The organism is Devosia albogilva (assembly GCF_042685625.1).
In the GTDB taxonomy this organism is placed as follows: Bacteria; Pseudomonadota; Alphaproteobacteria; order Rhizobiales; family Devosiaceae; genus Devosia; species Devosia albogilva.
In genome coordinates this window covers 391349-407410 of the sequence record NZ_JBHUNP010000001.1, presented here as the reverse complement: position 1 = coordinate 407410, position 16062 = coordinate 391349, and the positions used below count along the sequence as shown (strand labels likewise).

The window sequence follows — 16062 nt, the reverse complement described above, 5'->3', positions numbered from 1 at the left end:
CCACATAATCGGTGTCACCCCGGCCGCAGGGTCGCGTCGCGCGCGGGCAAGCTCTTGAGCCGGGGACCATCTTGAGATCTCAGGATGGGTCCCCGCTTTCGCGGGGATGACAATCGGGGGTGTGGATGCGTTTGCGATATGAACGACGGACTGGCGCGACGTTCGTCCCCTTGCCTCACCACGGTGCGGCAGCTAACCACGGCCTGTTGTTGAGGAGCGCCCGATGAAGATCCACGTCACCGACCAGGCCGGCGAAACCCATGAGCTCGAAGGGCTCGAGGGCTGGCGGGTGATGGAGGTCATCCGCGATTGGGGCCTCAACATCAAGGCCGAGTGCGGCGGCGGGCTGAGCTGTGCCACCTGCCATGTCTATGTCGACCAGGACTGGCTCGCGACCGTTGGCGTCCCCAGTGAGGAGGAAGAGGAGATGCTCGACACCGTCGGCGATGTCCGCTCCAACTCGCGCCTCTCCTGCCAGATCCTGTGCAGCGATGCGCTCGACGGCCTCAAGCTCACCCTCGCTGCCAGCGCCAGCAAGGACTGAGGCGGCCCTTGCATCGTGGCGGGGGTGCGGCATACCGGCGGCGCGCCCAAGCCGGCGTCACGAACTCGATTGTCATCCCCGCGTCGATCCCCCACCCTTGATCCCTCCCCACAAGGGGGAGGGAGACGATGAACACGGCACCAGTGGTTGCTCGTGTTCTTGGCACTTGCTACTCGCCACACCCTCGGTGTCATTCCCGCGGAAGCGGGGAGCTATCCTGAGGTGCCGACACGACATCTGGCGGCAGGTGGTGAGATCTCAGGATGGGCCCCGGCTCAAGAGCTTGCCCTCGGGCGCGACGCGACCCGGGGGCCGGGGTGACATCGGGGGTGTTGCAGTATCGTGCCCCTCGTGAGCCAGATGTGGCGCACGATCTGTGCCAACCCATCGGCTGTCAGCCATTCGGGCACAGCCTCATGGCCTTCTCGCCTGAAATCGCTCCACCGGAGCGATTTCGCCTGCGGCCGGCTCGAAGCCCCCGCGCAAGCGGGGATCCATCCTGAGGTGCGGACACGACATCTAGCGGCAGGTGGTGCCATCTCAGGATGGGACCCGGCTCAAGAGCTTGCCCTCGGGCGCGACGCGACCCGGGGGCCGGGGTGAGATCGAGTGTGGGCGGGCTGCAAAGGTCTTGCGTCCCGCGAGGCGATGGCGGAGAAGCTGGCGGCGTAGCCTGCGTGGGTCGATGCGTCGATCCCCCACCCTTGATCCCTCCCCACAAGGGGGAGGGAGACGATGAACACGGCACCAGTGGTTGCTCGTGTTCTTGGGCACTTGCTACTCGCCACACCCTCGGTGTCATCCCCGCGCAAGCGGGGATCCATCCTGAGGTGCGGACACGACATCTAGCGGCAGGTGGTGCCATCTCAGGATGGGACCCGGCTCAAGAACTTGCCCTCGGGCGCGACGCGACCCGGGGGCCGGGGTGAGATCGAGTGTGGGCGGGCTGCAAAGGTCTTGCGTCCCGCGAGGCGATGGCGGAGAAGCTGGCGGCGTAGCCTGCGTGGGTCGATGCGTCGATCCCCCACCCTTGATCCCTCCCCACAAGGGGGAGGGAGACGATGAACACGGCACCAGTGGTTGCTCGTGTTCTTGGGTTGCTACTCGCCACACCCTCGGTGTCATCCCCGCGGAAGCGGGGATCCATCCTGAGGTGCCGACACGACATCTGGCGGCCGTGCAGGCATCTCGAGATGGGCCCCGGTTCAAGGCCGGGGTGACATCGAGTGTGAGGTGGTCGCGGGGGCCTTACGTTGCGGGCCCAAGGCCGGGGTGACATCGGCGGTGGGGCGGCCGCGGGGCCTTACTTGACGGCTCAAGAGCTTGCCCTCGGGCGCGACGGGACCCAGGGGCCGGGGTAACATCGAGTGTGGGCGGACGCAGGGCCTTAGGTTGCCGCGTCCTTCACTACGTTGGTCAGCGCCGGGATGAAGTCCCGCACCGTGGGCGGCTTTTGGGTGTGGTAGGGCAGGGGGCGGACGACGCGGATGGCGGCGATGCCGACGCGTACGGTCATCAGGCCGTTGACGACGCCCTCGCCGAGGCGGGCGGAGAGTTTGGCCGCGAGGCCCTGGCCCACCAGTTGCTCGACAAGGCCGTCGGTCAGCACGAGGCCGCCGGTGACGGCGAGGTGGCTGAGGACGGCGCCGGTGAGGCGCCAGGAGCCGAAGAAGCCGGGGCGGGCGCCGTAGAGGCGGGCGATGGAACCGGCCAGCCGCACGCTTTCATAAATTACGAAGGCGATGTCGATCAGTGCGCGTGGGGAGACGGCGGTCACCAGCGCCACGCGGCGGGCCGAAGCGGCGGTGAGCGCCCTGGCCCGGGCATCGAGCGGGGCGAGCAGGCTCCGTTCGGTGAGGGCCACGACCTCGGTACCATCGAACAGATGCGGCAGGTGCCCTTCGGTCTCGGTGCGGGCGCGAGCCAGGTCGGCGCGCCCGCCATAGATGCCGAGCAGGGTGTCGGCGACGGCTCCAGCGGCCTTGCGGTCATTGCCGGCGATGGCTGCCTCGGCGTCGGCGCGGAGCGCGTCGAGCACGCGCAGGCGGCGCAGCGCCAGCATCTCGCGCAGCACCAGCGCCAGCACCGCGACGACGAATGCGCCGAGCAGGCCGAGCCCAACATAGCCGAGCCAGGGTTGGGTGGCGAACAGGTCGCGGATCAGCCGGTCGGCGGCAAGGCCGATGCCCGTCGCGACCAACGCCCCGCCGGTCGCCCAGGCGATGCGGCCGAGCCAGCCCATTCTGGGCATGGAGGGGGACACCAGGGGCGCTTCCTCGACCGGCTCGAAACTCGCTTCTGTCACCTCCGCCCGCTCGGGCGTGAAGGCGCGCGGCATCCGCACGGGGTCGGTGGAGGCGGTGTCGCTGTTGCCGACGGGGCGGGCTACGGGGCGCTTCATGCCAGCCAATCTCCGATCAGGTAGTCGATGGCGCGGTCGAAACGGATATGGGGCAGCACCACATCGCCGGCGGCATTGCGCTCGAGCCTCGAGGGCGGGGCGAAGCGCAGAAAGTTGAGCATCACCGGCGGCTCACCCTTCAGTGCAGAATCCGGATCGGCCGGCAAGTCGCCGGGGAACAAAGCGATTTCCGTCTTGCCGTCATAGGTGATGCCGTCCAGCTCTTCGCCGGCCACCGGCGTGCCGATCAGCGCCGGCAGGGTTTCGCCGCCCTCGTTGATGGTGCCCTCGGCCGTGGCCCGGATGGCGGCGACCGCCAGCGAGCGGCTCTCGGCACCGGCAAAGCGGGCGCGCCGCGCGGCATCAGCGACGAGGCGGTTGAGGATCGCCTCCAGCCGGTCGTGGCTGGTGTGGTGGACGTGGTCGGCCTTGGTGGCGACGAACAGGATGCGGTCGATGCGCTTGCTGAAGGGGCGCAGCAGCGGGTTGACGTCGCCCTGGCGGAAGCAGGCCAGCACTGCTGTCAGTGCCGTTTCGAGGTCCGCCACGGCGGCCGGGCCGGCGTTCAGCGCCTTGAGCGTATCCACCAGCACCACCTGCCGGTCGAGCCGGGCGAAGTGGTCGCGGAAGAAGGGGCGCACCACCCGGTCCTTGTAGGCCTCGTAGCGGTGTTCCAGCATCGCGTAGAGCGTGCCGTTACGGGCGGCCTGCTGCGGCGGCAGCGGCGCAAAGGTCAGGGCAGGGGAGCCCTCGAGGTCGCCCGGCATCAGGAACCGCCCCGGCGGCAGCGTCGACATGGCGCCGAGTTCGCGGCTCTGGCGCAGATAGTCGGTGAAGGCGAGGGCCAGATGCTCGGCGGCAAGGTCGCTGGCCTCGGCGAGCGGATCGACGCCACCCAGAGCTTCGAGGAAGCCAGCAGCCTCGGCACCGTGTCCCTCTGCCCGCTCCAGCGCCTCGCGGCTCCACTCTGCATAGCTGAGGCCGAGAAGCGGCAGGTCGAGCAGCCACTCGCCGGGATAATCGACGATATCGAGGTTGAGCGACGCCGGGCCGCGCCAGCCGGAGAGCCATTTGCCAGACTGGAACTTCAGCACCAGCCGCAATTGCGAGATCCGCCGCGTGCCCTCGGGCCATTCGGGGGGACGGCCGGTGAGCGTCGCCAGATGCTGCTCATAGGCGAAGCGGGGAATGGTGGCGTCGGGATACTCGGCCAGGCGCGCGCCGATGAACCTTCCCTCGGCGAAGGCGGCGAAGCCGGGCAGCCGCCCCATGGTGAGCAGGTTGTGCACCAGCGCGGTGATGAAGATGGTCTTGCCGGCCCGGCTGAGACCCGTCACCCCGAGCCGCAGGGTCGGCACGAAAGCGCCGGTGGCGTTGTCGGCGAGATTGGCGAGGGCGATGCCCAGTTCATCGACGATCGTGGTCGGAGGTTGGGGCAAGCGCAGTGGTCTCCTCGGCTGGGTGGAAGGTAGGCGGTTCTGCGCCCGTTGCAAGGGCTTGGCGCCCTGCCGACGGGGCTGTGCATTGTCGCCGAACCGTCACGGAACTGTCGCCCGGCTGTCGAAGGCCGCCAATACATCCGCTCCCAGTTCGCACCGAACATGCTGTTGAGGAGCATCGCGATGACCGACCAGACGCCCATCTTCAAGACCTCGCAACTCGAGGCCGCCGACGCCGAACCGCGCAACCACAGCGCCAACCCGACCATGGGCGAGCTGATCATCGCCCGCTTCTCGCGCCGCGGCTTCCTGGCCGGCTCGCTGGCGGTGTCCGCCATTGCCGCGACCGTCAGCCCGCTGGCGCTGCTGAGCGCCCGTCCGGCCCGCGCGCAGGAAGGCGGCTCGGCCTTCTCCTTCACCGAGGTGGAGGCCGGCATCGACGAGACCCACCACGTCGCCGAGGGCTATGACGCCGACATCCTGCTGCGCTGGGGCGATGGCCTGTTCCCCGATGCGCCCGAGTTCGACCCGACGGCGCAGACAGCAGCCGCGCAGGAACGCCAGTTCGGCTACAACAACGACTATGTCGGCTATATCCCGCTGGAAGGCTCGTCCGAGCACGGCCTGCTGGTGGTCAACCACGAATACACCAACCCGCATCTGATGTTCCCCGGCCTCGTGACGCTGGTCGAGGGCGAGATGACCATGAACCCGCTGACCAAGGAGCAGGTCGACGTCGAACTCGCCGCCCACGGCGGCACCATCGTGGAAATCCGCAAGGTCGACGGCAAGTGGCAGGTGGTCAAGGAAGGCGCTCTCAATCGCCGCATCACCGCCAATACCGAAATGGAAATCACCGGTCCGGCTGCCGGGCACGACCGGCTCAAGACCAATGCCGATCCGACCGGCACCAGGGTGTTCGGCACCATCAACAACTGCGCCGGCGGTGTCACCCCCTGGGGCACCTACATCATGGCCGAGGAGAACATCCACGGCTATTTCAGCGGCGAGTTGCCGGCCGACCACCCCGAGGCTGCCAACTACGACCGGCTGGGCATTCCGGAAGGCTCGTATGAATGGGCCAATTTCTACGACCGGTTCGACATCTCCAAGGAGCCGAACGAGCCGAACCGATTCGGCTATATCGTCGAGGTCGACGCGATGGACCCGAATACGATGCCCAAGAAGCGCACCGCGCTCGGCCGCTTCAAGCATGAGGGCGCCGAGTCGATCGTCAACAAGGACGGCCGGGTGGTGTTCTATCTCGGCGACGACGAGCGCTTCGACTATGTCTACAAGTTCGTCACCGCCGGCAGCTACAACCCCGACGACCGCGCCGCCAATATGGACCTGCTCGACGAAGGCACGCTCTATGTCGCCCGCTTCGCCGAGGACGGTTCCATGGAGTGGCTGCCGCTGGTCCATGGCGAAGGGCCGCTGACCGAGGAGAACGGCTTCGGCTCGCAGGCCGATATCGTCATCGAGACCCGCCGCGCCGCGGACCTGCTCGGCGCCACCAAGATGGACCGCCCCGAGGACATCCAACCCAACGGGGTCAACGGCAAGGTCTATGTCATGCTGACCAACAACACCCGCCGCACGGCCGAGCAGGTGGATGGCGTCAATCCGCGCGCCGAGAACGCCTTCGGCCACATCATCGAAATCGCCGAGGCGGATGGGGATTTCGCCGCCACCACCGGCACCTGGGAGGTGCTGCTCAAGTGCGGTGACCCGTCCATCGCCGAGGTCGGTGCCACCTTCTCCAGCGCCACCACCGAGAACGGCTGGTTCGGCATGCCCGACAACTGCGCGGTGGACTCGCTGGGCCGGCTCTGGGTGTCGACGGATGGCAACAATCCGTCCGATACCGGCCGCACGGATGGGCTGTGGGCCGTGGACACCGAGGGCGATGCCCGCGCCACCTCCAAGCTGTTCTTCCGCGTGCCGGTGGGCGCCGAGATGTGCGGGCCGCTGTTCACGCCGGACGACGAGACGGCGTTCGTCGCGGTGCAGCACCCGGCCGATGGCGGCGACGATTGGGAAGGCTTCGGGCGCGTGTCCTACTACGAGGACCTCTCCACCCGCTGGCCGGATTTCAACCCCGACATGCCGGTCCGCCCGTCGGTGGTGGCAATCACCAGGCAGGGCGGCGGCAAGATCGCGGTCTGAGGCAAAAGGAAGGGGCCGGTATCAGCCGGCCCCTTTCGCTATTCGCCGATCTTTTCCAGTTCGTAGGGGGTGGTCTGGTAGATCTCGTTGATCCAGTTCTGGAACAACAGGTGCGCGTGGCTGCGCCAGCGGTTCTCGGGCTCCCTGGTGGGATCACCGTTCGGGAACAGGTTTACCGGCGGGGCGGTGTCGAGACCGGCCTTGACGTCACGCTCGTATTCGTCGGCGAGCGAGCGGTTGTCGTATTCGAGATGGTTGAGGAAGAACACGGCGTGACCGGCGCGGTCTTCCAGCATGCAGAGGCCGATGTCCTGGTTGTCGATGAGCACGTCCAGCCGCTCGGGCAGGGTGGTGCGGTCGATGTCGTTGTAGCGCGACACCGGGATCATCGGCCGGTCCGACATGCCGCGCAGCCACGGCACGCGCGGGTTGACGATGTCGTGGCGGAACACGCCGAACGCCTTGTGGTCCATGCGGTAGCGGCGGACGTTGTGGAAGTGGTGCAGCGCTGCCTGTGCGCCCCAGCAGATGAACATGGTGTGGTGCACATTGGTGCGGGTCCAGTTCATGATCTCGACCATCTCGGGCCAGTAGCGCACCTCCTCGAAGGGGATGTGCGCGATCGGCGCGCCGGTGATGATGAAGCCGTCGAACTTGAGCCCGCGGACCTCTTCCCAGGTGCGGTAGAAGCTGTTGAGGTAGTCTTCCGAGGTGTTCTTGCTCTTGTGGTCGGTGACGCGCACCAGCGACAGGTTGACCTGCAGGGGCGTGGCGCCAATCAGCCGGGCGAACTGGGTCTCGGTCCGCTCCTTGTTGGGCATCAGGTTGAGGAGCCCGATCTCGAGCGGGCGGATGTCCTGCCGCGCGGCGCGGGCGGAATCCATGACATAGAGGCCCTCGCTCTCGAGGGTCTTGCGGGCGGGCAGGTCGTCGGGAATACGAATAGGCATTTCAGCCCCTTAACTGGCGAGCGTGAGAAGGCGATTCAAGCGAGGCGCGTGTCCCAGAGGGCACGCGCTAGCGCATTCGCTTCTCGATCGACGCCGCCATGAGGTCGACGAACTCGTCACCGTCGCGCACGGTGGCGAGGTCCGAGGCCTCCACCACATAGCCGAGATTGTCGGCCAGCGCCTGGTAGCGCGGCAAGCGGTCGTGCAGCAGCGCCTCGAAGCCCCAAGCGCCGAAGCCGGCGGGATCCACCTGGTCGTCCTCGACGATGCCGTGGATCAGCTTGTACTCGTTCCACTTCTCCACGAGGAAATGCGGCCGGTAGTACATCGGCTTGGGCGACTGCTTGAAGCGGCGCACCAGCTCCTGGGCGTCCTTGTCGGTGCCGCGGATGTAGAGCAGGGCGGTGGAACCGGCCAAGGTCTTCACAACGGGGTCTTCGGGGTCGTTGTGATCGATCACCTCGATCAGCGAGCCGCCGGTATCGGCGATGAAGTTGGTGTAGCCGTAAAGGGCCTCAGCGCGTTCGATGAAATGCGGCACGTCCTTGAGTGCCTCGATCTCGGCGACGCGGTGCTGCTCCTGCCGGCGCTGGTATTCGGCAAGGGGCAGGCCGCCTTTGTCCGGATTGCCGGGAGTGCCGAGATAGGTCGAGAGCGGGTCGAGATTGTCGAAGGTTATGTTGGACGAGATGTAGATCGAGTCCGAGCGCAACAGTTCGGCGAGGAACGGCACCTTCATGGCTTCGCGCTTGAAGTTGTCGACGATCGCCTCGCCCATGTAGCGGGTACCGATGCGGTAGTCCGCCGAATAGTGGAACCAGTTCGAAGCGCGCAGCATGGCGCTCAACCGCGTCTTGCCGACGCCGGCCATGCCGAACACGGTGACGGCGCGCCGCGGGGCCTTCACGAACTCATCGACGGTGTTGAACAGCATATGTGACCGGCCTGCCTGGCTCCCTGCCCACTACGAGAGAGCGCTCAGGCTTTAATGCAACAACCGCCGCCTCACAAGCAGCGGCAAAAACTGCCGCTCCAGGTGGAGACTTCTGCCCATCGGCGGGATCGGCGCCAGTAATTTCTTTGACATTTCGATGACATGTCAATGGCTTAGCTCCTTGGCACCCGGTTTGCATATCCGTGTGGTGAACGCGTCTGTCCGACGCAGTACGGGACCACGGAGCATCTCATGGGCATTTATGGCGCTCTCTCCAGCGCGGTGACAGGCCTCCGGGCGCAATCTCATGCGCTCGAAAACATCTCAGGCAATATCGCGAACTCGCAGACCACCGGCTACAAGCGGATGGAAACGAGCTTCCTCGACCTCATCCCTGATGCGCCGCTGAGGTCGCAGGTGCCCGGGGCCGTTCTGGCTCAGTCGCGTGCTACCAATAATATCCAGGGCGATATACAGACCTCGGCCAACGAGACCTTTATCGCGCTCAATACCAACGGCTTCTTCGTGGTCGAGCCCAAGGTCGGTCAATCCGACGGCAATTCGGTGTTTGCCGGCTCGAACTACTTCACCCGCCGTGGCGATTTCGAGATCGACAAGGATGGCTTGCTGGTCAACGGGGCGGGATACTACCTCAAGGGCCTCGAAATCGATCCGGCGACGGGCAACATTTCCGGGTCGGTGCCTGGCGTCATTAAGCTTTCCAACGCCTTCCTGCCGGCCAACGTCACCAAGACCATCAATTACCAGGGCAACCTGCCGCAGCTTCCCAAGACGGCAAGCTACAAGCCCAATGTGCCCAATAGCGAGCTGTTGCAGCCCTGGGCGTTTTCCAATGTGGGCGGCGGTCCGCTTGTGCCCAGCCGCACCGGCACGAATGTCGTTTCGACGATCGCGCAGATTCCGCCTCGCGCGACGAGCGAAGCAAGCTTTGTGGGAACGGCGCCGGCGACAGAGGCCGTCAACGATGGCGATTTGCTTACCGTAAGGATCGGCTCGAACTCCTACAATTTGCGCTTCGACACCAATAACAGTGGTCCCACTTCGGTCGTCAGCGGTTTTGTTTCGACGCCGTTTGTCCCGGGGGATCCAGGTGATCCGGATGCGGGTATTCCGCCTACCCCTGATACTCGTGCTACAGCCACTATGAACATCGATGCTGCCGACGTTGCGGGGCTCATCCGCAGCGGCTCGTTCAGGATTAATGGTGCCTTGGTGAATTTCCCAGCGTCGGCGCTTTCGCCTGGTGAGCGTCTCGTGGCGGCGGTCCAGGCGGCCCATCCGGGGTCAACTGTGACCTACGCCAATGGCGAGCTGCATATTGAATACGCTCTCGGTGAGTCTCCGGCATCCGGAGCCACTGGCGTCGGGACCACGATCGATGCCGATGGCAATATCAATGCGGCTCTCGCTTCGATGCAGATGGAGTTGCGCGCCCTGACGGGAAACAACGATCTCACGGTCAAGCTCAGCAACGGAAAGGTGGAGGTTTTCCCCGGTCCGAACAGCACCGAGCCGTTGACGCTCACCACCGTGCGAGGCTCGGGTGAGCATACCGACTCACTGTTCGGGCTGCCGACTTCCGTTATCGGGCCAGCAGATAACGCTGCCAGCACTGCAGGTGAAACACGCGCCGATCTCCTCGTAGGCAAGGGTCAGACCTTGACCATCGACGTCGCCGGTACCACGCGCAGCTACAAGTTCGACACCGACGGAACCGTCACCGCCGATGCGGGCGAGGTCAAGATCAACGCAGGCGGCTCTATCAATCAGATGCTGGCAGCCATCCAGGCGGACCTGCAGGCCAATGGCGGCGTGGGTGCTTCCGGCGCCAAGCTGCGGGTCGAGAACGGTGTCATCAAGATCGATTTCGGCGACAATCACTACTACCCGGCCACGGTGGGTGGCACCGCGGCAACCGCATTGGGCCTTGCAGGAACCTATGAAGCCAATCCCGGCGTCATCGGCGATATCGCCGCCTCGGATGCCGACCGGTTCGTCGCCCAATCCATTTCCGGCGGTGCCATCACCGTCTACGCCAGCAATGGCGCACCGGTGAACGTGCAGATGCGCTGGGCCAAGGTCGACAGCGCGGCCACCGGCGGCGTCGATACCTGGAACCTGTTCTACCTCTCCGACAGCACGGCCACGGGCGCTGCCACCGCCTGGACCAATACCGGCAAGAGCTATCAGTTCGACGCCAACGGCTCGATCATGGGCTCGGGCTCGGCCACCAACATGATCAGCAACCTGACGGTCAACGGCACCCATATCGGCAATGTCGAGCTGCAGCACGACACCAATGGCGTCTCGCAATTTGCGGACGTCAACGGCACGGTGACCGTCTCGACGCTCAACCAGAACGGCTATGGCGCCGGTGAATTCCTTTCGGTCGCCATCACCGACAGCGGCCGCGTCGTCGCCACCTATTCCAATGGCGAACGCATCGAGATGGCGCAGGTGGTGACGGCCCAGTTCAACGGCGTCAACTCGCTGAAGCGGCTCGACGGTGGCGTTTACCAGGCAACCTCGGAATCTGGCGAACCGATTTTCGATCTTTCGGGTTCGGGGATCATCGGGGGCGCACTCGAAGCTTCCAACACCGACATCTCGGACGAGTTCACCAAGCTGATCATCACCCAGCAGGCCTATTCGGCCGGCACCCGCATCGTCTCGACTGCCGACGAGATGCTGCAGGAAGCGCTGAACATGGTCCGCTAGCGGCGGCCAGGTAACCGGCCCGGGAGAAATTCCGGGCCAGCTTGAGGCAAGAGGGCCGCAGAATGGGTCTGGTTTCGTCTTTATCCAATGCCGTTTCCGGCTTGCGGGTCAATCAGGATTCGATCTCGATCCTGTCCCGCAACGTCGCGAACTCGGGTACGCCGGGCTATCACCGCCAATCGCTCAACATCATCGACTACAATTCGGCCAACGGCACCTATGCCCGGTCGGCCGGTGTCGAGCGCGCGTTCAGCCAGAGCCTGCAGACCTATTACAACCGACAGGTTTCCGACACGGCTGCCTCCAGTGTCGGCGCCAACTACCTCAACAAGCTGCAGGGTTTCCTGGGCAAGCCGGGTTCAGCCGGTTCGCTCGATGCCATGTTCGGCAGCTTCAAGAATTCGCTGCAGGCGCTGGCGACGAGCCCGGACGATTATCCGACGCGGGCTAACGTCGTCTCCGAAGCACAGTTCATGGCGCGACGGCTGAACGAGCTTTCCGGGGTCATCCAGGAGCTGCGCCAGGAAACCGAAACGCGTATCGCCAACAACGTCACCGAAGCCAATGCGATGCTGGTGTCGCTCAACGAGGTGAACAACCGCATGCTCGACCTGGGCATGACAGACACGGCGCGCGCGTCGCTGCTGGATCAGCGCGACCGGCTGGTGGCCTCGGTCGCCGAAGTCATCGACATCCAGGCCAACTATCGTCCGGACGGCACCGTGGCGCTGATGACGCGTTCGGGTGTCGGCCTCCTCGACGGCGGTATCTCGAGCTTCAAGTTCACCACAGCCGGGTCACTCGCGGCGACATCGCAGGCCACCATCAATACCAATGAAAGCAAGGTCGGCACGCTGACGCTGACCACGCCATCGGGACTCACGATCGATCTGGTGCAGCAGGGCGTCCTGCAGGGTGGCGAACTTGCTGGACTGGTTACCCTGCGCGACAAGACGCTGGTGGAGGCCCAGAACCAGCTCGATGAAATCGCGGCGGCCATGGCCACGGCGTTTTCCACCATCACGACATCCGGCACCGCGGCCACGGGCGGGGCGGGGCGGAACGGCCTCCTTGCCGATGTGAGCCAGCTCCAGCCCGGCAACGACATGCTGCTCAACTACACGGTCAACGGTGTCGAGCAGCGGGTGCGCATCGTCAACAGCGCCAATGGCCAGGATTTCGTCGATGCCAGCGGGCAGCGAGTAATCTCGCTCGACCTCCGCGACACCTCGGCGGCCGCGGCCTTGCTGCAGAGCAAGCTGCCCGCCCTCAACGTCACCAGCCCCAGCGCGGGCAAGTTGCAGGTGCTTGACAACGGCAGCGGCGGAAGCATCGACGTTACCGCCCTGACCACGCGCACAACGGCCACCGCAACCCAGACCGGCGAGCTTGCCATCCCGCTGTTCCTCGACGGCGGGGTAGCCTTCACCAACAATCTCGATACCGATCCGCCCCAGAAGCTGGGCCTAGCCTCGCGCATAGCCATCAACCCGGCAATCCTTGCCGACAACCGCCATCTGGTGCAGATCGATGTGGGGCAGACGCTGGGCGATGCCAAGCGTCCCGAATACATCCTCAAGCAGCTCAATCAGATGAGCTTCGTTTCGGGCGGCGCACCAGCGCAGAACGGTGGGCGGCACCAGCTCAATGGCACCGTCGAACAGCTGATCGGCCAGGTGCTGAGCTACCAGGGCACCACGATCGGCAGCGCCATCACCGCACACGCGGACCGCCAGCTGACGCTCGACACCATCACCACGCAGATGGAGAGCGAATATGGGGTCAATATCGACGAAGAAATGGCGCGGCTGACCGAGCTGCAAAGCGCCTACGCCGCCAATGCTCGAGTCGTGTCGGTGGTCAAAGAACTGCTCGACGCCCTGTTTGCCGCGACCTGAGGGGAAGACGCAGGATGATCGTCAACAAGTCCATGTTTCCCCTGCAGACCGGCTTTTCGGTCATCTCGCAGATGCAGAACAAGTTCGGCACCCTGCAGATGCAGCTGGGCACCGGGCTCAAGGCGCAGACGCTGGCCGACATGGGCCGCGACCTGCCGGTGTCGCTCTCCGTGCGCTCGCGCCTTTCCACCATCGAGGGATACAGCGCCAATATCGAGCAAGTGGCCTTGCGCCTCGGCTTTTACGACAATGCCCTGACCCGGATGGACAAGATCGAGGGCGAGGCGCGCAATTCGGCGGTGCAGGGGCAATACGGCACCAACAACATCAACATGGTCACCATTCCCGGCCTCTCCAAGGCGCGGCTCGACGAGATGGTGACCATGCTCAATTCCGATGTCGCCGGCCGCTATCTCTTCGGCGGCAACATCACCGACAAGGCGCCGGTGGCCACCGTCGCCGAGCTGCTCGATGGGGCAGGGGGCAGGGCTGGCTATAAGACTGTCCTGACGGAGCGCAAGGCGGCCGATGCCGGCCCTGACGACATGGGACGGCTGACGACCGTCCTCGTCGAAACCACCACGCCGCCGAGCGCCACGGTGCGGCTCGGCGAAGATGGCGACCATCCCTTCGGCTACAAGCTCTCCACCGTTTCCGCGATCGGCTCGGCCATCGCGAGTACCGAAAGCCTCCAGGCCTCGCCGGCCAGCACCAGCTTTACGTTCACCACGCCGCCCGCAGTTGGTGACAGTATCACCCTGGGGTTCACCCTGCCGGACGGCACCGAAACCCAGATCACGCTCAAGGCCGTTGCAAATGGCAGTGGCAGCGGTGCCGGCAACGAATTCGAGATCGGCGCCAACCCCAAGGCGACGGCCATGGCGTTCCAGGGCGCCATCGAGGATACGCTCAAGGCGCTGACTAGGAGTGAGCTGGCCGCAGCCTCCACCTTTGCCGCCTCGGAAAACTTCTTCAACGCGGCGGGCGAGCCGGTGCTGCGCGTTTCCGGTAATCCCGCAACCGCCACGAGCCTGCGCGTGGCCGACGGCAGCGACACCATCATGTGGTATCGCGGTAGCAGCGCCGCCGTTTCCTCCATCGGCATGGGCCGTCTCGAGATCGCACGGGACGGGGGCAGTGTCGAGCTCAGCCAGACCCTTCCTCCCTCCAAGGCGCATGGCTTTTCCATCGTCGCGGCATCGGCCACCGGCAGTATTTCGGCGGTGCCGGCGCTGACCGAGCCTTCGGGCGTCGAAGTGAGCTTTGCGGCGGCTACCCCGGTTGGCGACAAGGTCACGGTGACGCTCAAGGAGCCCAACGGCACGCTGCGCGAAGTCACCCTCACTGCCGTCGAGGGCAAGGCAGGGCCCGGCCAGTTCACCCGCGGCAGCACTGCGGCGCAAACCGCCGAGAACTTTGAGCTGGCGCTGACCCGCTCGGTCACCGATGCGGCGGCATCCGCAGAGGGCAATCCGCGCCAGTCGGTTTCGAGCGCGGTGGAGGATTCGGGGCGGGTCGACTATGGCATGCAGGCCAACGAAAGCGGTTATCTGCGCATGATGCGCTCGTTCGCGGCGATGTCCGTCGAGACCTATTCCGAGATCATTGGCGCTCCCGATCCGGACTCGGCCGAGCTCAACCCCGCCAAGGGGCGCTTCGACGCCATGGCGCGGCGCCAGCAACTGCAGCTTTCGGAGGCGCGCAACTCCGAGCGAGGCTCGATCGAGCTCATCACCATGGAAATGGGGGTGGCGCGCGCCTCGCTGCAGTCTGCGGGCGATCGACACAAGAACTACAAGGGCCAGCTGGAAAACCTGCTGAGCGATGTGGAAACGATCAGCAAGGAGGATGTGGCGATGGAAATTCTGGCGCTGCAAACCCGGCTTACGGCCAGCTACCAGGTGACCTCGATGGTCAGCCAGCTTAGCCTCGTCAACTTCCTGCGCTAAGTGGGCCGGTAGGCTGCAAAATCAGAGCCTCGCATTTTTGCGGGGCGTGTCCATTTGCAGCTCTGTGTAAGAATCATCCACCGCGTCATTCCCGCGAAGGCGGGAATCTCTGGTTCCAGGTGGCTAAGAAGGAGATCCCCGCTTTCGCGGTGATGACGCCGGGGTTGAAGCGGAGAGGGCTTGCGCCTTGGTCCTCAATTGCCGCGAAGGCCGGCTGCGAGCTGACGGTTGATGTTGATCAGCGGATCGAGGCGGTTGGGTGCCACGGGGTCGAGCAGGATTTCGCGGGTTTCGTTGAGGATGAACATGCCCAGATTGGCGATGTTCTGGCGCACGGGCGCGGGCAGGGGATTGTCGTCCTTTGTCACCGACGCCATGAAGATGGTCCAGAGCTTGCGATTGAAGGTCAGGCCGGACCGCAGCTGCTCGAAATCGTTGGGCCAGTTGTCGCGCAGGTTCTGCAGCGCTGCGGCAGATCGGATCAGCAGGGCTGCTTCGCGATCGCGCGGAGTTTCAACTGTTTTCGCTGTCGCTTGGTAGGCTACGGCCGCCTGATGCTGCATGGTCGAGAAGGTCCTGTTCATAGGCAATCAGCTCTCGCGCTGATTTCAAAGCTTTATACAGGGACCCCGTTAAGATGTCGTTATTGATACGGTCGATTAGGCCCAAAGAGGATGGAACTGCCTCGACAAAATCATTCACCAACGCGAAATACTGCTCGCGCAGAGCGGCAACGTCTTCCTCGATATACATGAGCTGCACGGCCAGGTAGATGCGCTTGGCGGGCGTGTCGGCGGTGTCGGGGGTGAGGATATCCTTTTCCCGCAGGATGGGCGAATTGCCGTCGATGAAGAGCCGCGTGCGCTGGTCGCCATTCGTGACGATGCAGTTGCCCAACAACAGCTTTTCGCCCGGCTTGAGTTCCACCTTTAGTGCCATCGAATCCCCCGCCTTGTGCCTTAAGACACGCTTCTTCTAGAGCGGAAGGGCGCAAGAAAAAAGGCGGGCCCGGAGGACCCGCCTCTCTATCTGGTTCAGA

Annotated in this window: 11 protein-coding genes; 5 read left to right on the top strand and 6 right to left on the bottom strand. The window is 64.8% G+C overall.

Features of this window, described 5'->3' with window-relative positions; genetic code table 11:
• Positions 1–223 precede the first annotated feature (223 nt).
• Entirely contained in the window at positions 224–544 is a 321-nt protein-coding gene (locus ACFSX5_RS02125; RefSeq protein WP_386831329.1) for a 2Fe-2S iron-sulfur cluster-binding protein, read from the top strand.
• 1387 nt (positions 545–1931) lie between these two features.
• Here the strand turns inward: ACFSX5_RS02125 and ACFSX5_RS02120 are convergent.
• Complete coding sequence (locus ACFSX5_RS02120) at positions 1932–2945, bottom strand: YcjF family protein (protein ID WP_386831327.1); 1014 nt, start codon at positions 2943–2945, stop codon at positions 1932–1934.
• Positions 2942–4384 (bottom strand): YcjX family GTP-binding protein, encoded by a 1443-nt coding sequence (locus tag ACFSX5_RS02115; RefSeq protein ID WP_386831326.1) that lies wholly within the window; start codon positions 4382–4384, stop codon positions 2942–2944. Before ACFSX5_RS02115 ends, ACFSX5_RS02120 begins: the two co-directional genes overlap by 4 nt.
• 183 nt (positions 4385–4567) lie before the next feature.
• Between ACFSX5_RS02115 and ACFSX5_RS02110 the strand changes: the two genes are divergently transcribed.
• Positions 4568–6553: a PhoX family protein gene (locus ACFSX5_RS02110; protein WP_386831324.1), complete on the top strand. Its 1986-nt coding sequence runs from the start codon at positions 4568–4570 to the stop codon at positions 6551–6553.
• Between the two features lie 38 nt (positions 6554–6591).
• On the opposite strand, the gene ACFSX5_RS02105 is transcribed toward ACFSX5_RS02110, so the two are convergent.
• The gene (locus tag ACFSX5_RS02105) at positions 6592–7503 is read right to left on the bottom strand and encodes a homoserine O-succinyltransferase (RefSeq protein ID WP_386831322.1); all 912 of its coding nucleotides are present in this window, start codon (positions 7501–7503) and stop codon (positions 6592–6594) included.
• A 67-nt stretch (positions 7504–7570) separates the two neighbouring features.
• Positions 7571–8437 carry an ATPase gene (locus ACFSX5_RS02100; RefSeq protein WP_386831320.1) on the bottom strand — a complete coding sequence of 289 codons (867 nt, stop codon included), beginning with the start codon at positions 8435–8437 and terminating at the stop codon, positions 7571–7573.
• Positions 8438–8689: 252 nt separating this feature from the next.
• Between ACFSX5_RS02100 and ACFSX5_RS02095 the strand changes: the two genes are divergently transcribed.
• From ACFSX5_RS02095 to ACFSX5_RS02085, 3 genes are all read left to right on the top strand, one after another.
• Positions 8690–11176: a flagellar hook-basal body complex protein gene (locus ACFSX5_RS02095; RefSeq protein WP_386831318.1), complete on the top strand. Its 2487-nt coding sequence runs from the start codon at positions 8690–8692 to the stop codon at positions 11174–11176.
• A 62-nt stretch (positions 11177–11238) separates the two neighbouring features.
• Entirely contained in the window at positions 11239–13074 is a 1836-nt protein-coding gene (flgK, locus tag ACFSX5_RS02090) for a flagellar hook-associated protein FlgK (protein ID WP_386831316.1), read from the top strand.
• Positions 13075–13088: 14 nt separating this feature from the next.
• Entirely contained in the window at positions 13089–15023 is a 1935-nt protein-coding gene (locus tag ACFSX5_RS02085; protein WP_386831315.1) for a flagellin, read from the top strand.
• A gap of 194 nt (positions 15024–15217) precedes the next feature.
• Here ACFSX5_RS02085 and flaF read toward each other — a convergent pair whose 3' ends face one another.
• The gene (gene flaF / locus ACFSX5_RS02080; RefSeq protein ID WP_386831313.1) at positions 15218–15586 is read right to left on the bottom strand and encodes a flagellar biosynthesis regulator FlaF; all 369 of its coding nucleotides are present in this window, start codon (positions 15584–15586) and stop codon (positions 15218–15220) included.
• A complete protein-coding gene (flbT, locus tag ACFSX5_RS02075; RefSeq protein ID WP_386831311.1) occupies positions 15537–15962 on the bottom strand; it encodes a flagellar biosynthesis repressor FlbT in 426 nt (141 codons plus the stop codon). The genes flaF and flbT overlap by 50 nt, the downstream gene beginning before the upstream one ends.
• Positions 15963–16062: the final 100 nt, after the last annotated feature.